This is a genomic window from Acinetobacter sp. IK40 (assembly GCF_035615075.1).
GTDB classification, from domain to species: domain Bacteria; phylum Pseudomonadota; class Gammaproteobacteria; order Pseudomonadales; family Moraxellaceae; genus Acinetobacter; species Acinetobacter courvalinii.
Genome location: NZ_JANBOE010000008.1, coordinates 153,315 through 177,972, shown reverse-complemented (window position 1 = coordinate 177,972; position 24,658 = coordinate 153,315). Strand labels below are relative to the sequence as shown.

Here is a 24,658-nt window from a genome sequence, read left to right as displayed (position 1 = left end):
GTGGTTAGGTGGTTTCTTCGGGCTACTACTGATCGCAATGCTGTTTAGGCTTTTACTCAAACTTGCATATTAATTGCTAAGGAGAATCACAAAGTGTATTTTTGTGATTCTCTTTGTTTGAAATCTTTACTTTTAAACCTTGCGGTAGATTTTGTAAAAACTGTATTGAAAATCCATATTTATCTAATAGTAATTTGACTAAAGATAAGCCTAGACCATGACCAATATTTTGTGAAGATTTTCGCCAAAACCGTTGTGTCAGTAAACCAAGTTCAGCATCAGTCAAACCAAAACCTGAATCTGTAATCATTAAATCCCCTTTATCCATATACACTTGAATCGAGTCTGTAGATTGTGCATGTAAGTAAGCATTCTCAATCAGGTTTTTAAGTACAATTGCTAAAGTAGGATGAGGTAATCCGATAGTGGAGAGATTTTTCCAATCGATATCAAGATGTTCTTGTATGTCATTGTATTTCTGCCCAAGTTCAAAAATGACCTGTTGCAAAGTTTGGGAAACTTCTGTGGATTCCATCGAAACATGCTCTGGTTGTATTTCAGTTTTGCTCAGTAATAGCAGTTGTTCAAGTAATTGCTCATAACGCTGAATACTTGCTTCTGCCTGTTGGAGATTGAAATCAATTTTGCTTTGTGTTTGTCCAGACTTGTTCAGCATAAGCTGACTTAGTTGAACATTGGTCTTAATTGCGGTGAGTGGACTGCGTAACTCATGAGCAGCAAAGGCACTAAAGCTTTTTTCATTTTCCAGACTTTGGTGCAGATTCTGAATAAGTTCCAGTAAACCATCGACAAAGGGTTGAATTTCTTTGGGAATATTCTGTGTTTTTAATTCTATTAAATAGGTGGCCGCATCTGATAAATTCTGTTTTTTATGACCTAGGTGTTGTGCAATTTGGTCTAAAGGTTGAAACTCAACCCGAATAATCCATAGAATTAAAAAAATACATAAAATCAAAGTAATGATTAAAGGGATTAATACTGATTGTAAAATCTGTTTGAGTAATGAATAACGTAATTGTAATTTCTCCGCTGCAACAACCTGTATTTGTCCTTTTTGCAAGACATAGCTACGCCATTCCACCCCATTTTCCGACCATGTACTTAACCCTATTTTTCGTGTGCTTAGACTTTCAGGTGAACCCAATGTCTTGGCAATCACCTGATGGTTGGCTGAGATATTGGAACTAAATAATGACACCTGACAGGCAATCAAATTTGGGGTGCTATGGTCTTGTTGTACTGCATTAACAGTATTGGCAATCTCATCTACTGGGAGTTGCTGAATTAAACGGGCAACCATGTGGGCAGACGCAGAAAGGCGTTCATCCAATGTATCTTGCAGGCGTTTTTCCAGTTCAAAATAAAGCCAGCAAAATACCAGTGACCACAAGATAACAAAGACTGCTAAAATGGTGGAAACCAGGCGCCATTTTAAACTATAACTTTTCATGTACTTTGCTCTGGTACTTTAAGCATATAACCTACACCCCGAATGGTCTGAATTATATCAGGATGAATCTTTTGTCTAAGGTGATGGATATGTACATTCAGTGCATTGCTTTCAATACTGTCCTGATAGCCATAAATTTTATCAAATAGTTGTTCTGTTTTTAACACTTGATTGGGATAAAGCATAAAGGCTTCTAGCAAACTGTATTCCCGTCTGGAGAGCGTAAGAAGTTGTCCTTGATAATGTGCCTGTTGAGTGTCCTGATGAATCTCTAATTCGCCCATATGCAATATATTTGAGGAATATCCACGATTCCGCCTAGCCAAAGCATGAACTCTTGCAATCAGTTCATTTAGCTCAAACGGTTTGGTTAGGTAATCATCTGCACCTAAATTTAAGGCATCCACACATTGCTGGGTTTGATTACGTGCTGTGAGTACCAGAATAGGTACATGAATTTGATCTTTACGCCATGTATTTAATAGGTCAAGACCATCCTGATCAGGCAGACCCAAATCAAGTAAACATAGGTCTACTGCACTGTTACGAATGAAATAATCCGCAGCTTTGGCTGTATCAACATGCTCAACTGAAATATTCAGGTAATCGAGTGCAGCAACAATACTCTGGGCAATATAGGGGTCATCTTCAACAAGTACAACAAACATGGTATTTCCTCATCTAGCCTACCTATTTTACAAACAAAAACAGCCCTTAATGTTCTGTTAATTTTGCACCCTTGATAATGCTCTGAATGTTAAGTTTAGATAAGCTCGTATGTTGATGAAACCATTTATAGCGATTGCACTGGGTATGGCCACAGCATCGTTATATGCAAATCATGATTTTCTGCCACCAGGTCAAGCATTTAAATTTCAGGCAAGTTCTGTTTCTGACAAAACCGCCGAGTTAAAATGGGATATTGCTCCTCATTATTATTTATATCATGATCAGTTTAAGGTGAGTCTAGAGCAACAGAACTTAGCTTTAAATCTACCTAAAGGTCAGGAAAAAGATGATCCAACCTTTGGTGTAACCAATGTGCATCATAATCAGGTGCTGACGCAACTGGATGTAAAGCCAAATAGCCAATATACAGTCAGTTGGCAGGGCTGTTCAGAGGATGGCTTATGTTACCCCGTACAACGAACTACAATCACAACGGATGCTACAGGTCTACTTCCTCAACAGAATTCTGAGGCAAGACACTCTCATCTTGCAACTTTAGTCACTCAGGAAAATACGCCTGAGGTGAAGTCAGAATCTGAAAGTGAAACTAGCCAGCAATCTATTCAACCAGCGCAAGAGAAAATCAGTCCAGAACCCTCTTTAAATGTACAGCAAGATAGTACAGATAGTCCTCATCAAGACAAGCGACAAGATCAGGTCAAAGCTCAGCCACAAACGGCATCATTGAGTGATGACTGGAATAATGACCAATTCTTTTTAAACCTTTTGTCCAGTCAAAGTGTTGTTTTTAACATTATCCTGTTTCTAGGGTTAGGCATTCTGCTTGCCTTTTTACCTTGTTCATTACCTCTGATTCCAATTCTTTCAGGCATTTTGGTGCAGCGTAAAAAGGGTTATAAAGCCGCCATTATCGCATTGACCTTTGTCCTGAGTATGGCATTGGTTTATGGGGTGATGGGGATTGTGGTTTCACAAATTGGTTACGGTATTCAGCGCTGGTTTCAAAATCCTGTATTCATTGGCATATTTGCCCTGATGTTTATTGTATTTGCGTTGAACTTATTCGGTTTATATCAACTGTCCTTACCACAAGGTCTTTTACAGCGTTTAGATCAGATACAACAACGCCAAAAAGGGGGAACACTGTTGGGTGCTGGCATCATGGGAGCAGTTTCAGCCCTGATCGTTGGCCCTTGTATGAGTGCACCATTGGCAGGGGCTTTGCTCTATGTCTCTCATCTGGAACATAGCCTGCTTGGTGGTTTCTACCTGTTCTTGCTGGGTTTGGGGATTGGGATACCGCTATTTATTGCCAGTGTCTTTGGAGCTAAATATTTACCCAAGCCAGGTTTATGGATGGATCGGTTAAAGTATAGTTTTGGTTTTATCATGCTGGCAATGGCCGTCTATTTTGCTCGTCCTTTATTGCCTCTAACTTTGTACTATGTAGGACTTGCCTTAATTCTGATCGCAATGGCGGGATATTTACTGGCTATTTTGCGCCATATTGTTCACGTCCCTTATAAAGCTGCCGTTCTGGTCTTGGTCTGTATCTGTGCTGTGAGTGGGATCTGGCATGTGAATCAGGCGATTGCGAATGTGAATACCACTGAAAGCGAGACACTTCATTCATGGATTGTTGTTAAAAATCAGCAGGAACTGAATCAGGCATTAGCTACACATGCCAAAGATACTATTGTACTGGACGTTTACGCTGACTGGTGTGTTGCCTGCCAGCCGATTGAAAGAGAGCTTTTACCAAGAGCTGACGTTCAGGATGCATTAAAAAATGTAACCCGTATTAAACTGGATTTGACCCAGTATGAAGCTTCGCAAGACATCATTTTAAAACAATGGCAAATTCTTGGCCCACCAACGGTATTGTTTCTTGCACCTGACCAGAAAGAACAACGTGATCTTCGTCTCACAGGGACTTATACCGCATCACAATTAATTCAGAATATTCAAAAATTAAATGAGGAGAATCAACCTTGATTTCTTCCCAAGCACTACATCTAGGTATGTTCATGCTGCCGTGGTCATTATTGATATTACTGTCAGGACTTGTTGGCGTATGGTTCATTGGAAAATATTTTAAGCAACGTTATCAATGGGATGATTCAGCTTGGCAGTGCTATAAGGATTCTTTATGGACAGCAATATGGGTGGGCTTACTTGCCGCAAGAGTTGTATTTGTGCTGATTAATGCTGATCTGTATCTGGCTCATCCTGTTGATATTCTGAAAATTCAGGATAAAGGATTTAACCTTTATGCAGGCATCATTGCGGGTAGTGGCTGGTTTATCTGGAAAAATCACCTATTAAAAGTGCCTGTATTGGTCAGCAGTTTTCTATTGTTTATCACAATACAGTTTGTGGGAATCAATCTACTCAACCATTGGAATGCACAACAACACTATCCAGATTTAGCATTTAACGACCTTAAACTGCAACCACAATCTCTTACTCAATTTATGGGTAAACCTACTGTGGTGAATTTATGGGCGAGTTGGTGTCCGCCTTGCCATCGTGAAATGCCTGTGTTGTATCAGGCACAGCAAGATTATCCAGATGTTCAATTTGTCATGCTTAACCAAGGTGAAACACCTGAAGCGATTGTGTCCTATCTACATCGTTATCAATTGAATTTTAATAATGTCCTGTTTGATCCTTATGGGGAAATGCCTCAACACATGAATATGTATGGCTTACCCAGTACCTTGTTTTTTAATGCACAAGGACAACTTGTGGAACGTCATCTTGGTGAATTAAGCCAAGCCATGCTTAAGCAATACCTGCAAAAAATTACTCATCCATCAAATCAATAGAGGTGCAACTTGATGAACACTCATTTAAAGTTAATGTCTGGCTTAGTACTATCCCTGAGTGCTGCTCAGGCATTTGCCGCTGTACCGACCATTAAGCAGAAACTGGAAAAAGAGGGCTTTAGCTTTGTAAAACAGATCGAAGCCCCTGCACAAATGACGGGTTGGGCAGGACATATGCAACAGAACCCTGCAACAGTCTTTATCTCCAATGACCAGAAATATTACATTATTGGTGACTTACATAATGCCAAAGGAGATAACCTTACTGTTGATGCCCTAAATAAGCATGTTAAACAATCTGTATTGGATGATGTCTGGAAAAGTCTGGGTAAATCCGCTTATATTCAGGACGGTAATGTTAATGCACCCCGTATTATTTACGTGTTTTCAGATCCAAACTGTCCATACTGTCATATGTTCTGGGAAAAAGCCCGTCCTTATGTGAAATCAGGAAAAGTCCAGTTACGTCATATTCAAGTGGCAGTGATTCGCCCTGAAAGTAAAGGCCAAGCGGCAACTTTACTTGCTGCTGCAAATCCAGCCAAGGTTTTTGAAGAATTCAATGCGACCAAAGGGAAGCAGAAGTTAAAGGAGATGAAACCAATCCCAGCAAACATTGCTCAAAAAATTGAAAATAATGAGGAAATGATGACCAAGTATGGGTTTTATGCCACACCAGCCATGATCTGGAAAAATAGCAAAGGGCAAATGGAGACAGCCTCTGGACTACCAAAAGATTTGAAAGGGATTTTTGAATAACTTTATTGCACTTATTATAAACTATTATGTTTTCATATCTGAGGGCTTAGTCAACAACTAAATTTATATATGATTAAGCCCACATCTAAAATCATGTTACTTAAGGTTTTATTAACCTTTAGTTATGGTGGCTAATGGTATAACAGCAATAATATTGCTTACAAATGTCAGAGACAGTATATATGGGGGGGGTAGTTACTCATTCATTGGACTCCTGTAATTTTTGTAAAATGGCCTGACTTACATGACTTGACCATGCCGCAATCGTCATGGATGGTGGCGTACCTGTTGCTGCTGGTAGTGCACTACCATCGGTGATATAGAGGTTAGGATGTCCAAAAACTTCTCCGTGTCCATCCACTACGCCTTGTTCTTCGTTTATACCAACACATGCGCCACCTAAGGGGTGTACAGTCATGGGGACTTGAGGCAAAAACCATGCACGACGTTTCGATATGATTTTTAGTTGTCGGAGTGACTGGTAAAGACTTTTAAAAATAGGGCTTTTGCTTTGTTCAAATTGTAAAGATATATCGTGCTGCCCCCAACTTATGTTGCCATCAGCCGCATCTTGACCCATTCCCACCAAAATCAACCAATGTTTTAACTGGCGTTGTAGCATTGTAGGCAGTAATGGAATTTGCTGCAAAATATTCAAACCTGTCGCATATAAGAACGGCGCATCTGGTTGATGACCAACTTGAAAGCGTCCCATGCTCGGTGGTGACTGACGGAAATCTTGTGTATCTCGACCTGCACGCCACAATGCAAATACATCGCCATTACCGGAAAAGCCTTGACCAAGCGCGGATAACCCAGTCAGTCCACCTACCTGTCGTGAACGGAATAAAATACGCATGCTATTAATGACACCTGCGCCTAGTACCACAGTTTTGGTGACAAAAACTTTGTCTTGCTGTTTTTGGTGATCAACGCTATGCACATGATAATAGGCGCCAACGCGTCGTATCGTCAGGCACTCATGCTCAGCATAGACGGTTAATCCTTGGGATAATCGTGGCAATAACAGTTGCTCGTCTAGTCCAACTTTATGATTTGCAGCATCACCGAGCATACCGTGATTGCTGTATTCGCCTCTAAAACGAAAACCTAAAGCTGGCTGCTCACACTGTGTATTGAGTGATGGATACTCTGCCAGTGCTTGATCAATTTTATTGGGTGCAACAGTCATCTGCTCTAATGGCTGAGAGCCCATTTGTGCCAAAATCCAATTGTAATGTGGTGCCATTTGCTTGGCACTTAATCCAATTGCACGATTATCCCAATACTGTGGATCTGTTGGGCGCATATTCATAGACCAGTACACATGACTACCACCACCGACGCCAGCCGAGCAAAGTACGCTCATTTGCGGATGTAGACTTAGATCAAATAGTCCATGCCGATTAAGCATTTTAGGACCATTTAATAGACCAATGCTCACTTGACGTAAAAAATGGCTAGGCAGCTGCCGTCCATGTGGGAATGGTTGTAGTGTTACGCCTTGTTGGGGCAAATCCGACTGTCGATTCGACTCACTATCTCGCCAAGGGCCACGCTCCAATAAGCTAACTTTTTTTCCCGCATCAACCAAACGAGCAGCACAAACAGCACCACCAAAACCACTGCCAATCACTAAAATATCAGTCTTGATCATGTTTAATCCCCCTTGACACAAGGTTGATCTCGCCGCCACCATTCGCGCATACCACCCTGTAATTGACTGGCATTGAAATTCATTTTATTTAACTGACGAGTTGCAGGAATACTACGATGTGCCGACAAACAAATCGTTACCACAGGCCGAGTTGGATCTAGATTAAGTTTGGCAATATGTGCTGAGTTAAACTGTGTGATTGGCAAATTAATCGCACCTTTGATATGGCTCTGCCGAAACTCTAGTGCTGTTCTAACGTCTAAAATTTGTACATGATCTATGGTTTTATTAAGCTGTTTTACTGTGATTTCTGGTACTTTGCCAAAAGGCAACCAATTTAAAATATTCATTAGGGCTTCCTCAAATGACGGGTTTTTCGATAGCACAGTCGAATTGCTTCCCTTAGGTGTATTGCTGCTCTAAATAACGAATAATTGCTTTGGACTCGAACAACCCTGTACCTGTGTTTGGGTCGTATAAGTATGGAAATTGTACTTTACCAGTACGAGCGAGTAGTTCAGCGCGCTTAGTCCCTGCGATCGGCTGATATGTCCCTAGATTGGGGCGAAGCCATGGTAGCCCTTGGTCTGCAAGTTGTTGCTTGCCAGAGTTTCTCAACACATAAGCAATACTGAGTTCAGATAATTTTTCTCGTACTAGTCTAGAAAAAGGACTGGCTTCAAAACTAAATAATTCTAATGGCTGTACTACCGCCTTGGCAGCTGAGCTATTCTGATGTGCTTTAAGTCCTGCTTTGAGTCGCAAAGCAGTCGCCAATTGTGACTGACGTAAGCCCAAATTTTGAGGAGCTCGTAGTGTCTTTTCTGGCATATAAGTTTGAAATAAATAGTCGATAATTTGACGTGCGTCATACAGGTAGCGACTGGTGTTGGGATCATATAGAAAAGGAACTTGTGACTTGCCACCGAGTGCGGTTAGCCGATCCCAATAATGATTACTGCCTTTGGGGCAAGGATAAATCAAGACATCCAGATCTAATTGAGTTAATGCCTCACGAACAGGACGACAATAAGGACAGCCCTCAATATCATAAAACTCCAGTAGTTTGGCTGGTTGATCTAGACGAACAATGGCAGATAAGCCTTTCCCTCCACGAACACCAGATGCTAACGCCGAGGTCAGTAATGTCATCATGGCGCAACTCCTTTTGACACAGTTTTTGGGCTGCTTAAACTAAAGTACGCCACACAATAAAATTGATCATTGGCTAACCAGTTCATTCTAGCCAAAAACTGATTCTCGCCTAAAACGCGTACCTCACCTCGGATATGCCTTAACAATGACGGATTACTAACAACATTATAATCTAGCCAAAGACAGGGTTGCTGATCAACTAGGCTATCTTGTTCTAACATGGTGTATTGGCCAAATTGTTGCCCCCACAACCATAAATTGGCACCTGTATCGTCCACATTAAAAGCCTTTCCTTTCCAAGGGTTTATTGCTGCGCTGAGTACGGTGGCCACTGATTTTCGAACCAGTGTTGGCATTTTTTCTACTTTAATCAGTGCATAGAGCTTACCCACCCATGCGCGACCTGCAAGCTGATCGGATGTTGCACTGGGTAATGTCGAGAAATACTCTACCAGTTCTGATTGTTGCTTTAACACCAATTCAGATAACGGCAGCGCTGCTGTGGTCGCGTTTAACATTCCTAACACTCACTAAATAAGTTGTATAGTTAGTGTGCTTAAATGTTGATTGGCTGACAAACGATATAAATTATGTCTGCACATTAGAAAAACTAATTTAAATCTTGCAAGCGCTGTATAAGCCATGCCAAGAAAGTTTGAATGGCTTGCTCTTGTAAACGCCCTTGCTTGGTCACTGCATAAATTTCGCCATATCCTGAAATTGCAGGTCCAACAGCGACCAGCTGCTCATTTTTGATCGCAGTATTCTCAATTGGATACAAAGCGAGTGCCACACCAAGGTTGTTTGCAGCATCAATCGCAGCGGGGTAATCATCAACATAGATCGATTCATTTTTATCGGGTAAGGACAATCCTAAATAGTCAAACACCAATGTCCATGCTTCTGGTCTGGATGTCATATGAATTAAAGGGGCTTGAGTTAAGCGTTCAGGATGTGATTTTAAGTTGAGCTGAGAAGCAATTTTTGGCGCACATACAGGCTGAATATCGAGATCCACTAATTTTTGATGCTCACAACCAGACCATGGTGGCTGGCCAAAACGTATAGCAACATCTGCTGTATTATGTTGCAAGTCTATATATTTTAATGAAACATCAAACCTAAGCTCAATCTCAGGCCAAGCTTGTTGAAATGTGCGTAAATGAGGAAAAATAACCCGACTCGCCACGGGTGGCATACAGCTAATTTTCAGCACTGTACTGTTATATCTCTGCATGAGCTGAACTGTATGATCTTGAATCAACGATAATTGCGGCTGAATTTTTTGCCAGTACCATTGTCCTGCTTCAGTCAGCTTGAGTGACTGATGTTGGCGCTCGAACAACAAAATACTCAGATTGGCTTCAAGATTCTTAATTTGCTGGCTAACGGCTGAAGGAGTGACACATAATACTTCAGCAGCTTTTTTAAAACTTTTATACTCAGCAGCAATATTAAAAACCCATAAAGCATTAAATGAGTCAAATTTTTGATGTTGCACAGAAATCACACTTATCCTGTTTTGATTTAGTTACACAGAAATACTAAGTCTTTATTCACTCCTAATTTATTGATCTATAAGATAATAGTTTTTTGTTAACACAGTCTCTAGCCGAGTAATGGTACAGTAATGTTTTGTATATACATCATTTTCAACTATTTATATTTTAACAGATAAGCTTGTTATTTGATCATCTTAAATACAAGTTAAAAGTTGCGAATCAAATTTGATTATATTGCAAAACTTTGCCCAATCTTTCATTAATCCTTTACGTTTTTCAAGATATGCCCCACGCAAATAAGCAGCTTCAACCTCATCTAGTAGCTTATGTACTAATACATGCTCACAAACTTCACGTGGATATCCAGTCTTATCAACTGACTAGTCATGAAAAGTAGAGCGAAAACCATGTGTTGTAATTACTCGGTTTTGTTTAGGATCGATATAGCCTAAGCTATTTTCCTTCAATTTCTGTTGATGCATGAGCTTAATCAAAGCAGTTATTTACATATCAGAAAGCATGCTATCACTACGAGGTTCAGTGGAAATGTAACCTTATGATTGTGTATCAGACTGAAAAGATTTCAATAATTCACTGGTTGGCTCTCAAAGTGAAACCAGATTTTCTTTCTATATGTTTGTATTTTAATATATTAATTTCGTTTTAATATTGGTTGAGACGCAGTATATTAGTCTTAATTTCTATCTTATTGTGGTAATAGGAGTTCGAAAGACAGACTTTCTATAAAGCAGGAATCGAATTCTAAGATGTGTAAATATATGGGATTTAGTGCTGAAACAAAGAAAATGTGATGTAGTAAAAATAGTAGTAAAAAATTATATTTAAAATATTTAATTTTTTACTATCAATAATTTATATTTTTAATTCGACTGTCACCGCTTCCGCCAAATACGAAAAAGCCCTTGTGAACACAAGGGCTTTTTTATTGCCTTTATTTGTCCCACATAAAATAGCGATGCCGAATTAAACCAGCTTGATTAGGTTATAAAGCTGAGTCTAATAGATGAGCTATGACCAAAGTTATGGTTATAACAGATACCGTCGAGGAGCTGAACTCGGTTCAGCTAAAGATACTGTCTTTGCTCTGCTCATTCATAGAATTTATGGAACAGAAACGTCGAGTGATATAGTGATCAATGAATTGAGTCAAGTTTGAATTAAGCTTCTCCACCTAATCTAAAATTTCGGTAACAATCGTAGTAAGCAAAGCAATATCCTTTTGACCACATCCAACAGATGTGGCTTTTTTTATGCTCAAAATTCAGCTTTTACGATTTTATTTTTAGCATATCCCTTATAAATTTTAATATAAGAATATAGTGGATATTTAAAATAAATATTTTTCTTTTTTTGTAATTAAAAGTCTTGAAAAATATAAGTAATTTCTTTTTGACCATCTATATTACAATCAGTTTTTACTCGAATAGTAATAGGTTTTTTTGATATGGCTGCTGATAATAGTAAAGCATAATAAGGTTTGGCTAAAGGATTGGTAGTTGTGAAAAAATAATACTCATTGTATCCATTAGTATTTTTGGCACATGTGTCTGTTCCTTGTAGGCGGAAAAAGTAATTATTACCTGAAAGATAAATTCGTTGGATTACCCCAGTTGAGTTTTGTAGATTATTTTGTGCTGCAAAAGTACTGGAAATTGGTAGTAAAAGTAATAATATGAATTTAAATAAATTTTTATTAAGTGTAGCCATATTTATGTCCTTTTTACTGATTGTATAACTAAATTGATTTTTATGTATTGATGGAAATATAAAATACTCTGTTTTTTTTTGAAAGAAAAGTATAAATTATTCGTATAGATTTTCTCCCTGCTCTTAAGAATTTAGTTGTTGACAGAAAATAAAAAATAAAATTTACTGTGATTAAAAATCTAAGGATAGAATAATGAAATATACCTGGTTTATTTTAATTTTTACTCTTTTTATCCAGCTAGCTCATGCTCAGGAAGTCACTAATTTAAAAATAGTAAAAATTCGTGTTATTGGCAGTTATCCTTCACCCAATTTGGAAAATACCTTAGAGCTATGGTTTTCTACTCCTATACCTTGGGTTTCTGGCTCAAAATGTATTGATACTAGACGAGTATATGTAGATGCAAAACAAAAACATATAGTAGCAGCTGCCTATCTTGCAGTGGCTTCAAAAAAATTAGTAAATATATATGCAGCTTCAAACTTGCCAATTCGAAATGGTGTTTGTGAAATTGCATATTTAGATATTATTTCTCCATAAAAAGAAGTAAAAGGTGATCAAATGTTAAAAAAATAATGTGTTTTATTATCTTGCTCTGTTTTTTGGGACCTGCTTATGCAAGCACAGCACGAGGAAAGGTAAGTAAAGTCTTTGTACGAGATTCAGATGGATTAGTCTATGTAGTAATCGAAGGAACACGAACCGAAAAACCAGCCTGTGCTACAGGTAGTTATTTAATGATAAAAAATGAAAAATCACTCGTTGGAAAGCAACAGCTTACTTTACTTTTAATGGCGCAAGCAACTAATAAAGTAGTCAGTATAGTTGGCTATGATACCTGTAGTCGTTGGGGCAATGGTGAAGATATTAATTATATTACAATTGAGAAATAATCTTAATTTATTATAAGAAAATATCTTATCTCATTATTTGATTGGAAAAAATCTTGTTAGATTTAATTTATAAGAGTTAACATGAGAAGAATAATTTATCTGTCAATGCTGTGTTGCATTGGAAATTCAGCGATAGCTGGAGCGATTGATTGGTCTGTTGCAATGACTTCTTTCCCTTCTGATCAAAGTATTGGTGATACAGGGCATGAGAAAACATCTGGTGGTTATGTTGATCTCATGAGCGGTAACCTTGTATTTGATATACCAGAAGTAACCTTGAAAGGTGATCGTGGTCTCAATTTTACGCTATCGCGCTCATACGGAAAAGTAAATAACGGTTTCCGTGCAATGGGTAATTGGGAACTAGAATCTCCAAGGTTGGTGATGAATACAGGCCCTTCAACTGTGTTGCAAGGTGATCAGAATGGTTCAGGTATCTGTGAAGCAAATGGCGATGCAACATCTAATTCAACAGGCCGACCTTATTTTTCAGCAGTACTACTTGATACCCCATTTAAAAGTAAAATAGTGAAGTCATATGTAAACCAGTCAAATGTATTTTTAGCAAATAAAACATTAAACTCGATCATTAATTTATTACAATATTTTGCTGTTGGAGATCCTAATGCTCAATACAACCAACAGCAATCACAGGCAGCACTTAATAACTTACAATTACAAATTTTTCAGGCCTTTGCAAATAATGTAACCTCAATAACGTATACATATACTGAGGCTGAAACTAGAAGAAAACAATTCGAAGATTCAATTAGTGGGCTTTTAAGAAATAACCAGGGTATTAAAGTGAATGGAACTTTACTTAACACAGGTAATATTAGTTCTGTTTTAGATAACTTATCAGTCAATTCAAATTTAAAAGTTGAAACTACATCACCTCTAATAACTCCTTTTGCGCAGCAAGTAGTGGTTGGCTATCTTTATTTTGTTAATATTAAAAGAATGAAGCAACCAGGCTTCTCAACCTCCATGAGCAGTTCCACCTCTTTAACAACATCAAGCGATGTTGACTCTAGAAAGAGGGTTATCAGTTTGTATTTACCTGGCCAGAAGAATATAGTTTTTTATCCAACCAATGGTAAAGCACAAGGTTATCCTAGCTCGGCAAAATATATCTCTCAAGACAATTGGTTTATTAGTTGTGCAGAGTCAGGGAAAGATTTTGTCGTACGTTCAAGCTCAGGTGTGACTTACTATTTCCCGAGTGTAAATAGAGAAAATCAAACTGGCTTTACTTCATTTTTCTCAAGTCAATATATACCAGGTAAAGTGACAATTTATGCTTCGAAAATTGAGAATCAGTATAAGGAAGGTTATTTATTAAATTATTTTAATAAACAATCAGGTATGTTGCTTTATAGTGGTTTTAACAAGTCAAACAAATTGTTTTTGAAGTCAGTGCAACATACTCTTGATAATAAAGTAGTAAATGAAAGTTTACCAGAATTGGTGCTCGATTATGTTAAAAAGTTAGATAGCACAGAAAATATTAATGAAAGTCAATTCGATACAGTGAAAGGTGATATTTTTCTTAAGAAAATAAAAAGGTTAATTAAAGGTAGTTATAAGGAATGGGCATCTTATGTCTATTCAGTAGGGGCAAAAGCTGATGCTAATTATAAACTTGATAATCCTATTTTAATCAATGATACAATTGGTAATTTTCAAGATCAAAACGCTGCAAATTTCTATTTGGATACAGCAGGTTATATAAATGGTGATGCAATTACATATAACTATGGTGGTCCGTATCGGATTGTTGGAAATGCGAGTCCTACTGAAATAGGTGGTTTTACCGCGCAAGAGTTTTTATGGTTTTATAGTGATCTAAAAGGGATTAGATATTCTAAGACCTCAAAAAATGGCTTAGTTAATATTAAATCAGTTGATTGGGTATATGAGCTTATCAATAATTCTAGACCTGGCTTTGTTGAACAAAAGTCATTCAAAGTCAAAAGCTCTGCATATTTGAGTTCAGACGTTAATCCATATCAAATAAATTATAGTTATAGTCGAGATGATTCGGCACACGAGCAGACGACAATCGTTACAACTAAAGATACTTTAACGGGACTCACTAAAGCTTATACCTATGTGATGAATGCTTTTGCTGGGGGTGGGGCTGAAAGTTACTTACATGGCTTACTTAAAAGACTTAAAATTGGTGATCGGGAGGAAACTTACTCTTGGACAACTTCGTCAATTATTGGACAAAAGACAAAAACTACAGAAGATAATTACACAGATTATGAAGATGTAAGATTAGTACGTTTAGCTCAAAAAATTATTAACCATTTTGGCGAATATAAAACTACTTATAGTAATTTTGATCAATATGGTAATGCTCAAACAATTGCATCAACTGGTATGAATGGTACTAGTCCTGTTCAGATGCCGAATACTTCCATCGCATATTTCAACTCTGATTTCGCAAATAGTAATGTAAGCTCAGGAAGCCTGCCTTGGCTGATTGGCTTACCGAAGCAAAGAAATACTGGAAGTTTTAATTTACAAACAACTGATTATGATACTCAAGGCTCAATTCGTAGTGATACACAAGCAGGTCGTATCATCAAATATAAGTATGAAACTCTGTCGTTTACAACTTGTCTTGGTAATCTTGCTAATTTTCAATGGTCAAATTTTGTTAGCTGTATGTCTAGTTATGTATTCGGCGATCAACACATTGGTTTACCAATTGAGGTTGATGTTGGGAATGGTAAACAGATTACTCAATTTGCAGCATATCAAAAAGGAGTACCAACTCGAATTAAACTTGCTAGTGGCGGTGCAGAAGTCAATGTTGTTGATGATTTCGGAAATATTACTCAACATACGGATGCAGATAACATTATTTCAAAAAATCAATATGATGATGCTGGTCGCTTGAAAGTTGAAACGCCAATCGTTGGGTTAGCCGAAACTACGATTAATTATGATGGGTTAACAATTACAAAGTCCATTAGTGGAACTAGTCCATTTAGTAAAACAGAAAAATATAATGGGGATGGCTTATTAATCAGAAGTGAGGATCGAGCATCTGGTAAAACGATTGTTAATACAAGTAGATATGATGCCTATGGTAATTTGACTTTTAAATCCAACTCGAGCTTAAGTAGTACGAATGCGGGAGTATCAAGCAACTACGATATTTTTGATCGTCCATTGATAGTGAACGATAATGGCAGTGTTGTCTCTTATTGCTACCAATCTTGTGGGGATCGAAAGGGAGCGATTGCTAAGACAACAGATGAAACTGGTGCTACTGAATCTAACTTTCTAGCAGTAGGAGATTTTAGCGCTGACCTGAAAACTTTTGTAGCTCGTAAAGGTTTAGATGGTTCTATTTTTCAAACAACAACGGAATTTGAATTAGCGATCTTAAAGCCGAAAGTTGCTGTTTCGGGCAATTCTAAGCAAAGCTATACCTATAATACAAATACAAGTTTGGCGACAGAAAAAGACAATGGGATCACTGGTCAAAAAGTCTTTAAGTATGATGATACGGGACGTATTATAACGATTACACATCCTGATGCTTCGACTGAAAATATTACTTATGCACCATTAAATGACTTGATCGGTTCTCGTACTTGGCGAGGCGTAACCACTAATTACATTTATTCAGGAGCAGGGCGATTAAAGTCAACAACAAATAGTAATACTTCTCAAATACTTGATCGCGATAGCTATGGACGTGTAAAAACATCTACACAAACAGTAAAGGGGAATAATACAGATAAATCTTATATAGTAACTTATGGTTACAATGCACTAAATCAATTAACATCAATAGCTTACCCAAATGGAAAGTCGATAAATTTATCTAATCAAAATGCTTTTGGGGAAGTTACTAGTATTCCTAATGTCATACAGTCACTTGGATATAATGCACTGCATCAATTAACGACTGTCCAGGCTAATCCTGACATTAGTTGGGGATATTCATATAGTGAAAATGGGTTGCCAAGTAATGTATCTGCAAAAAGTTTAGATAAGTGTATTCTAAATATTAATTATGGCTATGATGCTTTAAATCGTATTAAAAAAATTACTGATAATTGTGGTGCTGTATATAACGCGACAATTAGTCGATATGGTACAGGTTTAATGAGCTCTGTTGATCTAGATCAAGCTCGCTATCAATATAGCTACAATAATGATGACATTATTTCAGTAAATATCACATCTAAAGGATCTTCTGTTAGTCCTGCAGTTTATACCTATAACTATGCAGCCACTACATCCCGTTTAACCAGTGTCACTGGTTCAAAATATAACTTTACTTATGATGCAATGGGTAACGTAATAAATGATGGTATTCGTAGTCTAACTTATGATGCTAATAGCCGTATGTCCAGTAATGGAAGTGAAACCTATATTTATAACTCTGATGGATTAAGAGTTAGAGCAATAAGAGCTGATGGCATAACAGATTATGTATATGATCTTGATGGCAATTTGGTCTACGACATTAACCATCAAACAAGTTATAGCAAAGCTTATGTGTACATCGCTGGTAAATTAGTTGCGACTCTTGAACGTTATCCAGACACAAATAAAGGATTTGATTTTGTTAATGACTTTGAGGCTGCAGAGTTAGGAGTTACTAATTTATTAGATAGTTATAAGGATAGTGATGGAGATGGATTACCTGATTATTTAGAACGTTTTATTGGTTCAGATCCAAATAATCCTGATACTGATGGTGATGGACACAAAGATGGGTATGAATATAAGTTGCTAGGTGTTAAGGGTGTATTGAATTCAAATATAAAGCCAAATGAGCCTGATCCAAATGAAGACATTGCAGCATGGTTGCCTCCAATACTTGATTTGATTTTGGAAGATAGCGAAGGGGAAGTAATATGAAGAATAATAAAAATTCTCTAGATAAGACATGGTTGTACCTTATACAATTGATTGTTTTGTGTGCGGCGATATTATTCAGCCCCTTTAGCTCTGCTAAAGATAGGATTCAATACCACGTTCAGAACTTTGATGGTTCAACTTTAAAAGTTATTAATGAACAAGGAATCGTTAGTCAATCCTATCAATATGCACCATTTGGACAACAATTACAGTTAAAGAAACCAAGCAATCTCAAGAATCCAAATGCATTTGTAGGTGGCGTGCAAGATGCAGGGGATTTGGTTTATTTAAAGCAACGGCACTATAACCCAGTGTTGGGGCGATTCTATCAACCCGACCCTGTAACTTTCTTAAGTAAAGGCCATGGGCAGACCAATCGCTACCAATATGGGTGGAATGATACTTATCACTTTACAGATGCTAATGGCGAAGCTGCCGTTGTTAGAAATGGTGTTTGGGTTGATGATGGAACAAACTTTTATTCCGCATCTGGGGGATATCTTACTGATCGCTTAGGTTCAACTTTTTTAAGTGATTTATCAACTTTAGCTCCTGCACCTTCATTTTTGAAATTTTCTTCTTTATATGGAACATTATTTGCTAAAAGTGGGTTTAGTGCATCATCCTTTTTATCAAGCCCAACTCTTGTTTACAGAACAATGTCCGAAAATGAATTTCTTTTTTTAAGTCAGCATGGCAGACTGCCAGCAAGCAGCACTGAAAAAATGATTTCTCCAACTTTAGCCTATGCAGAAAATTATAGAGGAATAACAGTTGAGTTTTTAATAAATTCAAAGTTTTATGATAATTATTTAAATATTGCGGCACGGGATTCTTCTAAAAAAGTATTAGCTATACCTCAATATGCTAGTCTACCTCCCGCTAAAGGTGGATGGTGGATGGATAATGCATTGAATATTAAGTCTGAAAAAGGAATTATAAGTATCGGTTTAGGCCGTGGACCTGGATTACAGTTATTTAATGAAAATATAATTCGTTTCCGTGAGGTTTCTAGGAGATAGAGAGTGGTTAATTACAAACTAATTGAGGCGTGTTATTTAGGAAATATTAACACCTCTCTTTTACAGAAAGAATTGGGATTTGACCATATAGACTTATATAGTTTTGCAAAAGAGTTAATAAATATGGCTGAATTTCATAAAAATAGTGATGCAATACATATAGCATTTATGATTTTTGATGATTATGAACTAAAGGAGGAAGATTTTATTTTATTAAATATTTTTTTTCATAATTGGCATGATGCTCATGAAGATATCGTTTTTACAGTAAGCAAGATAATTAATTGCAAATTAGTTGATTTTTTTTACAGTGCTATTTTTTTTATTCCAAATTACCTAAAAGATGATGATTGTAGAGCACTTGCAAGAAAATCATTTTTTGGTTTAGGTAATAACATGAAGTGTGTAAAAGCAGTTGAGTATTTGAGAAAATTTGAACTAGGAGAAGATGAATTGTTGTCTGAATTTGCAAAAGAGCAGTTTAGTATTAATAGGTTTTGAATTATAAATTGTTAATATCTATGTAAATGTTAGGAAGATATATTTCTTCATGAGGAAGTAAAATTTTTGCTTCCTCAATTTTGTTGCTTGAGATAAGATTTTTAATTTCTTGCGTGTACTGAGTTATATCGGTAATATCAGTTATCCAACTATTGACATAGTTTTCAACAGCTACACCACTTAGCCCAATTTGTATAGTTCTATATTTCAATGGATTTAAATGAATATCTCGCTCAGGATCCCATTGTACTCTAACCGGAGTTTCCTGTTTTAATTTTTGCCACTCCTCATTTGATAAATTTAAAGGTTTATGACTGGAACAACTATGATTAAGAGCCCAATCAAATCCTTCTTTAGTTATATCTATGGCAAGAATACGTTGTTGTTTTCCTTCTTTCATTCCCCAACCTGATCGATACATCATCCACAAAAAGGATGGTTTAATCCAAGTCATTCTTGTCATCTTAAAGAATGGATTATTTCTAAAGCTAGCAGTTTTAATTACATGATTTGCTAATTCATGAGAGTAAGCTTGATAAATGCGAATAGTAGATTCAGTCTGGACAGCTCTAATAGTTTTTTCATCGTACTTATCCATTACAAATGAATACCTGTTAACTTATTGTTAGTTATGATAATTTATTTAATTAAATTTTAAAACAAAAAATTATGTAAGGGGACCTCAGCAGCAGCAATTACTCTTGGGGCTATTGGATTGTTGAATTATGCAGGAAAAGGAAAAATTCCAACTAAAGGAATCCCATTTCCAGTTCCAGCTCATTAAGAGATTTACTATGAATTGTTTAAAATCTGAAATTCAAAAAAACTTTTCTGTTTATATTCAAAGAATACAAAGTGATCTTTCAACTTTTATTGACTCAATTGATATTGAGAATGAATTTAATTTTACATATTTAGATCTCTTCTTGTTGTTAAAAATCCAGCCAGAGAAATTTTATAAATTTATATCAAATGAAAGCTATTATTTTTGGTATTCAGAAGAAATGTCTAAAAAACCAACTAAAGGCGCTTTAAGTAATTTGGGTTTAAGTGAAAATGAACTAACTGAGCTAAAGAATAAGAGTGAAACTGAGTTTGTTAGTAATTTTGAAAAATGGTTATTAAATATAAATGATGAATATCGTTGTTTTTTAGATAAATTTGATTTTAATCTGATGTCTAGCGATTTTGAGATGAAAGATATAAAGGGGAAGGGTAATAAGGCTATTGTTCTAGCTTATGAAAATAAAATTTTCAATGTTTCAGGGTTGAGGGATTTTGTAATAAATGCTTTTCTTGATGAACTTATAGGGTTTGACGTTGCTTATAATCGCAAGAATGTTTTTTCTTTAAAAAGAATAAGAATTATACTTTTAAAATAGTATTGGATCCTTATGATATATTAGATGTTAATGAACTTTTGAAGAGCTATGGTATTTTTTATTTTGGATTGAGTTTTTTTGTAGAGGATAATGATGAGGGGAGTGTTTTTTATCCACCAGAAATATCATCTATCTTGTCAGAATTTTTAATTAAAAGGTATAGTGTTGACTTTAAAAATGCAACTTATGAGAATTCTAAAATAAGAATATATGCAAACATACAATCTTATTGTAAGTTGTTGAAAGTTTTATTGCCTAGTTTAGAAAGCTGTATTTCAGAAAAATAGCTTCTTTTTTATAGTTAGATAGCTATTAAAAATTATGGACCCAGATCAAACAACTAAGAAGAAAAACAGGCATCCCATCTAGTGTCGATGCCTCTGAGTCAGCAGTCAAAGCCTTGCAACAGTTTTACCTGAAAGGACTTCCAATATCGGTAAAACACCCATTGGCAGTTAGGGACATGTTAAGGAGGAAAATTATGGCCTCTAGATGATAGTGGTCATTCTAAAGAGCTAAGTTCTAATAAGACTTTAGTTCGGTTTGGTAAATTTAAAATCAAACACCTAAAAATGGATGGCAAAGAATTTCTGTAGAGTAATAATTAGAAAAATCTAAATGAAGTAAAAATAGTAGTAAAAAATTAAATATGAATATATATTGTTTAAAATCAAATCATTAGGATTTTAATTTGACTGGAACCGCTTCCGCCAAATACGAAAAAGCCCTTGTGAACACAAGGGCTTTTTTATTGCCTGATGTTTTAGATCAATAACTTGGTGGCAATTGCCCACATCATGAGGCCGACCAGAACATCTAATACTCTCCATGAGCTGGCCTTTTTAAATAAAGGTAATAACGCTCTTGCCCCATAGCCCAGCGCAAAGAAGAAGATCCACGACGCCAGAATGGTGCCTGCCGCAAAGAGATAGATCTGATCTGCAAATTGTACAGAAATAGAGCCAACCAGAATCACGGTATCCAGATAGACATGCGGATTGAGCCAGGTAAAGGCCAGACACATGCCGATAATTTTAAGCAGTGAATCCTTTTCAATTTCACTTGGATTCAGCCCACTATTATTCTGGATAGCAGAATAAAAATTTCGCAGGCCATACAAAAACAAAAAGGCTGCACCAAAGTATTTCGCAAGCGTGACAATCAGGGGGAAATCCACCACAATTTTCGAGAAACCGGTCACCCCAAGATAGATCAGAATAGAATCGGAAAGTGCGCAGATTAAACAGACCCAAAAGACATGCTGCTGTTTTAAACCTTGTTTCAGTACAAAGGCATTTTGTGCGCCAATGGCTAAAATGAGAGAAAAGCCGATACCAAGCCCATAGAAAAATGCGGTCATAGATTGAGCTCCTCAAGAATTAGGGTGGAATAGGATTGTTCTTTCCTGATCTGAGCTTTGGATGCCGATTTAAGATCAAACATCGCAATGACTTAGACGCTGAAAGAAGGGAGATGTTCCACAATGAAAATTTATGGTTGCTATTATCTTTTTTAAATTTTAAAAGTCAGTAAAATTAAGATTGTTTTGGGTTGCCTAAATTTTTTTAAGGTAGGTTGATGCAACCCAGTCGATTTCAAATCTTGTTGTCCGAATTTCCCCCCTTTGTTTTCCCATTATTGCCCTTATCTTGCGCGTTGTTTTAAATAAAAATTAAAAACAATCGACACAGGACGTGTTCGAGTGCATCTCTAAACAAATATTTTAAAAATAAGTCAGTGAGTCAGGCATGGATCTCAATCTTCCTATCCAAAGTGTAAACGATGGAATTTCCAGTAAAATACGGAAAGTAATTGCGCTTGGTTTTGCCACACAAGGTCTTGGCTACGCAACCGTAATGACGGCACTTCCCAGCATAAAAGGCCGCTTCAGGCTGTCTGATGATCAGTTGTCGTTGATTATTCTGGGGGTATGCATAGCAGCGGCGCTCGGTTCGGTTCTCGCTGACCGTACCGCAGTCAAGTTCGGATCGCGATTTGCTGTTGTAACGGGTTTTCTGCTTGAAGCTGTTGGGGTCGCAGTTGCTGCATGTAGTCCAAATGTGATGCTGATGATTGCCAGCTTTTTGCTTTATGGACTTGGACTAGGCTGTTTAGATGCAGCACTGAATATGCAGGCTGTTATGATGGAACAACGGCTTGGTAAGAGTGTATTTGGTGGTTTCTTTGCTTGTTATACAGCGGCGGCATTTTTGGGTGCATTAATAATGTCAGCCACTGTATCAACTTCACTTGGCGCAACGGCAGCATTATGTATTGCAGCAGTGATTGCATTGATTACTTCGCAACTCTCGAGACACTGGTTATTTCAGCAAAAACAATCTTCAGGATTATCTTCACCACAGAAAGCAGTGATTCCATATCCGCAACTTCTCATTTTTGGGATGATTATTCTGATTATATTTACGGTCGATTCTGCCATCAGTACATGGAGTTCAATCTATCTCAAAGATGTTTTAGCCAGCTCGGCCACTGTTGCTCCTTTAGGTTATGCCGCTTATCAGATTGGCATTTTACTAACACGCTTAGGACTGGATTACTTGCTGCAATTTAAAACTGCGACATGGGTTGCTTTGGTCACGCTTCTGATTGGGGCATTTGGCTGTGTGTTATCCGGGATAAGCCATTCACTCGTTACAGTGATTTTAGGTTTCGCACTGGCTGGTGTAGCGGTGGGCGCCTTGGTTCCACTTACATATTCTGCTGTAGGCCGTTTGGATGAAACCCGACGAGATGAAATTATTGCTCGTGTGAATATTTTTAATTATGGGGGCGCCGTCGCAGGTGCAGTGATGGTTGGGTTGTTAGCAACCCCCTTTGGTTATGCGCCGTCTTTTATCGGCTTGGCATTTGCGTTACTCAGTATTATTTATTTGAGAAAAAGACTGCTTTGATCTGCATCAATCCAGACAAAGTACTGGGTGATGGTCAGGGATCAGGAAATTAACAATGGCCCTGCAAAAATCAGGGAGGGCAAGCTAAATCAGAATGGCATCTTAAAGTCTTTAGATCGATTGCCTCAAAGCATGGGAAATTTTTCAGATTGAACGTTTATATTTACCGTTGCCTTTTTAAAATTTAAAAATTCAGTAAAATTAAGATTGTTTTGGATTACCTAAATTTTTTTTAAGGTTTGTGATGCTAGACAATAAACAATGTGAAGCCTTCTTTGCTGTTGCAGAAGATGGAAGCTTTGAACAGGCTGGAGCAAAGCTTTGTATTACTTCTTCAGCGGTAACGCTGAGGGTACAGGCGCTGGAAAAAGAGCTGGGGAAATTGTTATTGATCCGTGGTCGTCCTTGTGTACTGACTCAGGCAGGCCAGCAGCTGTTCGAGTATTTGCAACATATAAAACGACTGGAGCAAAACCTGTTGCATGGTTTGACGGGAGGAGGAGATGCCAACTTTTTCAAAACGGTGATCGGTTCTAATGAAGATTCTTTAGCAACCTGGCTTCTGCCTGCATTACAAGAGGTATTGCTCAAACAGAAAATCGTGATTGAGCTAAGAACAGATGACCAGTCACATACCTATTCCTTACTGGAAAAGGGCACCGTCAGTGCCTGTATTTCAATTGAAGACCAGCCAATGCGGGGCTGTCATGCAGAATATCTGGGGGTGATGCGTTACCGAATGGTGGCGACTGCGTCATTCAGAAAAAAGTGGTTTGCTCATGGTATCGACCGGGAAAATCTGCGCCATACGCCTGCGATTATTTTTAATCATAAGGACCGGTTACATTTCGATATACTTGAAAAGCATTTTGGCCTGATGAAAGGCAGCTATCCCTGTCATTTAATTCCATCTTCCGAATCTTTTGTAACCGCCATCAAGCTGGGACTGGGTTATGGCATGGTGCCGGAGTTGCAGTTGGTGACTGAGAAGAATGAGGATGCTTTGGTTGAGCTGTTGCCCGAAGCAAAAATGGAAGTACCCTTGTACTGGCATCACTGGAATCAACAATCCAAACCCTTACAGCTTTTAACCCAGCATATTGTCAGTCAGGCAAAAGCAATCCTGATATAAATAAACTAAGAAGTTTATTTAAAATAAAGAACGCATATTTATATACATATTATGACATGAGTAATATATTTAATTCTCAGGTCATATTTATACGGAGTAGCTTCTAAATATAATCGGCCGATATTTAGAAGCGGT

Annotated in this window: 21 protein-coding genes and 1 pseudogene; 11 read left to right on the top strand and 11 right to left on the bottom strand. The window is 37.3% G+C overall.

The genetic code is table 11. From position 1 onward, the window contains the following. Positions 1-76: 76 nt before the first annotated feature. A complete protein-coding gene (locus tag MSG93_RS14990; protein WP_016541181.1) occupies positions 77-1,471 on the bottom strand; it encodes an ATP-binding protein in 1,395 nt (464 codons plus the stop codon). Then, positions 1,468-2,139 carry a response regulator gene (locus tag MSG93_RS14985; protein WP_016541182.1) on the bottom strand — a complete coding sequence of 224 codons (672 nt, stop codon included), beginning with the start codon at positions 2,137-2,139 and terminating at the stop codon, positions 1,468-1,470. The genes MSG93_RS14990 and MSG93_RS14985 overlap by 4 nt, the downstream gene beginning before the upstream one ends. Before the next feature lie 109 nt (positions 2,140-2,248). On the opposite strand from MSG93_RS14985, the gene dsbD reads away from it, so the two are divergent. Genes dsbD through dsbG form a run of 3 tightly spaced genes read left to right on the top strand, consistent with a single transcriptional unit; the run spans position 2,249 to position 5,748 of the window. Then, a complete protein-coding gene (dsbD, locus tag MSG93_RS14980) occupies positions 2,249-4,156 on the top strand; it encodes a protein-disulfide reductase DsbD (protein WP_016541183.1) in 1,908 nt (635 codons plus the stop codon). Beyond that, positions 4,153-4,989 (top strand): TlpA disulfide reductase family protein, encoded by an 837-nt coding sequence (locus MSG93_RS14975; protein ID WP_016660204.1) that lies wholly within the window; start codon positions 4,153-4,155, stop codon positions 4,987-4,989. The genes dsbD and MSG93_RS14975 overlap by 4 nt, the downstream gene beginning before the upstream one ends. Before the next feature lie 12 nt (positions 4,990-5,001). Beyond that, on the top strand, positions 5,002-5,748 hold the full coding sequence (dsbG, locus tag MSG93_RS14970; RefSeq protein WP_016541185.1) for a thiol:disulfide interchange protein DsbG: 747 nt from the start codon (positions 5,002-5,004) through the stop codon (positions 5,746-5,748). Positions 5,749-5,947: 199 nt separating this feature from the next. Here dsbG and MSG93_RS14965 read toward each other — a convergent pair whose 3' ends face one another. The 7 genes and pseudogenes from MSG93_RS14965 to MSG93_RS14935 all read right to left on the bottom strand — a co-directional run bounded on the left by MSG93_RS14965 (position 5,948) and on the right by MSG93_RS14935 (position 11,790). Then, complete coding sequence (locus MSG93_RS14965; RefSeq protein ID WP_016541186.1) at positions 5,948-7,405, bottom strand: GMC oxidoreductase; 1,458 nt, start codon at positions 7,403-7,405, stop codon at positions 5,948-5,950. Positions 7,406-7,407: 2 nt separating this feature from the next. Continuing rightward, positions 7,408-7,755 (bottom strand): rhodanese-like domain-containing protein, encoded by a 348-nt coding sequence (locus MSG93_RS14960; protein ID WP_016541187.1) that lies wholly within the window; start codon positions 7,753-7,755, stop codon positions 7,408-7,410. Positions 7,756-7,807: 52 nt separating this feature from the next. Continuing rightward, entirely contained in the window at positions 7,808-8,560 is a 753-nt protein-coding gene (locus tag MSG93_RS14955) for a glutathione S-transferase N-terminal domain-containing protein (RefSeq protein WP_016541188.1), read from the bottom strand. Further along, on the bottom strand, positions 8,557-9,078 hold the full coding sequence (locus MSG93_RS14950) for a hypothetical protein (RefSeq protein WP_016541189.1): 522 nt from the start codon (positions 9,076-9,078) through the stop codon (positions 8,557-8,559). The genes MSG93_RS14955 and MSG93_RS14950 overlap by 4 nt, the downstream gene beginning before the upstream one ends. A gap of 92 nt (positions 9,079-9,170) precedes the next feature. Next, positions 9,171-10,070: a LysR substrate-binding domain-containing protein gene (locus MSG93_RS14945; protein WP_016541190.1), complete on the bottom strand. Its 900-nt coding sequence runs from the start codon at positions 10,068-10,070 to the stop codon at positions 9,171-9,173. Between the two features lie 186 nt (positions 10,071-10,256). Next, positions 10,257-10,613 (bottom strand): annotated as a pseudogene (locus tag MSG93_RS14940) (integrase); the annotation flags it as partial. Positions 10,614-11,439: 826 nt separating this feature from the next. Beyond that, positions 11,440-11,790, bottom strand: a complete 351-nt coding sequence (locus MSG93_RS14935; protein ID WP_324622377.1) for a hypothetical protein — start codon at positions 11,788-11,790, stop codon at positions 11,440-11,442. 193 nt (positions 11,791-11,983) lie between these two features. Here MSG93_RS14935 and MSG93_RS14930 point away from each other — a divergent pair, with 193 nt between their 5' ends. From MSG93_RS14930 to MSG93_RS14910, 5 genes are all read left to right on the top strand, one after another. Beyond that, positions 11,984-12,331 (top strand): hypothetical protein, encoded by a 348-nt coding sequence (locus MSG93_RS14930; RefSeq protein ID WP_324622376.1) that lies wholly within the window; start codon positions 11,984-11,986, stop codon positions 12,329-12,331. 35 nt (positions 12,332-12,366) lie between these two features. Continuing rightward, a complete protein-coding gene (locus tag MSG93_RS14925; protein ID WP_324622375.1) occupies positions 12,367-12,684 on the top strand; it encodes a hypothetical protein in 318 nt (105 codons plus the stop codon). An 81-nt stretch (positions 12,685-12,765) separates the two neighbouring features. Next, on the top strand, positions 12,766-17,574 hold the full coding sequence (locus MSG93_RS14920; RefSeq protein ID WP_324622374.1) for an RHS repeat protein: 4,809 nt from the start codon (positions 12,766-12,768) through the stop codon (positions 17,572-17,574). Beyond that, positions 17,571-18,596, top strand: coding sequence for an RHS repeat-associated core domain-containing protein (locus tag MSG93_RS14915; protein WP_324622373.1), 1,026 nt, complete (start codon positions 17,571-17,573; stop codon positions 18,594-18,596). The genes MSG93_RS14920 and MSG93_RS14915 overlap by 4 nt, the downstream gene beginning before the upstream one ends. Before the next feature lie 3 nt (positions 18,597-18,599). Next, entirely contained in the window at positions 18,600-19,097 is a 498-nt protein-coding gene (locus MSG93_RS14910; RefSeq protein WP_324622372.1) for a hypothetical protein, read from the top strand. A gap of 1 nt (position 19,098) precedes the next feature. Here the strand turns inward: MSG93_RS14910 and MSG93_RS14905 are convergent, their stop codons facing one another. After that, positions 19,099-19,695 (bottom strand): DUF4291 domain-containing protein, encoded by a 597-nt coding sequence (locus tag MSG93_RS14905; RefSeq protein ID WP_324622371.1) that lies wholly within the window; start codon positions 19,693-19,695, stop codon positions 19,099-19,101. Between the two features lie 196 nt (positions 19,696-19,891). On the opposite strand from MSG93_RS14905, the gene MSG93_RS14900 reads away from it, so the two are divergent. Then, positions 19,892-20,479 carry a hypothetical protein gene (locus MSG93_RS14900; protein WP_324622370.1) on the top strand — a complete coding sequence of 196 codons (588 nt, stop codon included), beginning with the start codon at positions 19,892-19,894 and terminating at the stop codon, positions 20,477-20,479. Positions 20,480-21,242: 763 nt separating this feature from the next. Here MSG93_RS14900 and MSG93_RS14895 read toward each other — a convergent pair. Further along, on the bottom strand, positions 21,243-21,839 hold the full coding sequence (locus MSG93_RS14895; protein WP_005288361.1) for a LysE/ArgO family amino acid transporter: 597 nt from the start codon (positions 21,837-21,839) through the stop codon (positions 21,243-21,245). Positions 21,840-22,227: 388 nt separating this feature from the next. Here MSG93_RS14895 and MSG93_RS14890 point away from each other — a divergent pair, with 388 nt between their 5' ends. Both MSG93_RS14890 and MSG93_RS14885 read left to right on the top strand, forming a co-directional pair. Further along, the gene (locus MSG93_RS14890; RefSeq protein WP_324622369.1) at positions 22,228-23,391 is read left to right on the top strand and encodes an MFS transporter; all 1,164 of its coding nucleotides are present in this window, start codon (positions 22,228-22,230) and stop codon (positions 23,389-23,391) included. Between the two features lie 244 nt (positions 23,392-23,635). Then, positions 23,636-24,523, top strand: coding sequence for an ArgP/LysG family DNA-binding transcriptional regulator (locus MSG93_RS14885; protein ID WP_005231855.1), 888 nt, complete (start codon positions 23,636-23,638; stop codon positions 24,521-24,523). Positions 24,524-24,658: the final 135 nt, after the last annotated feature.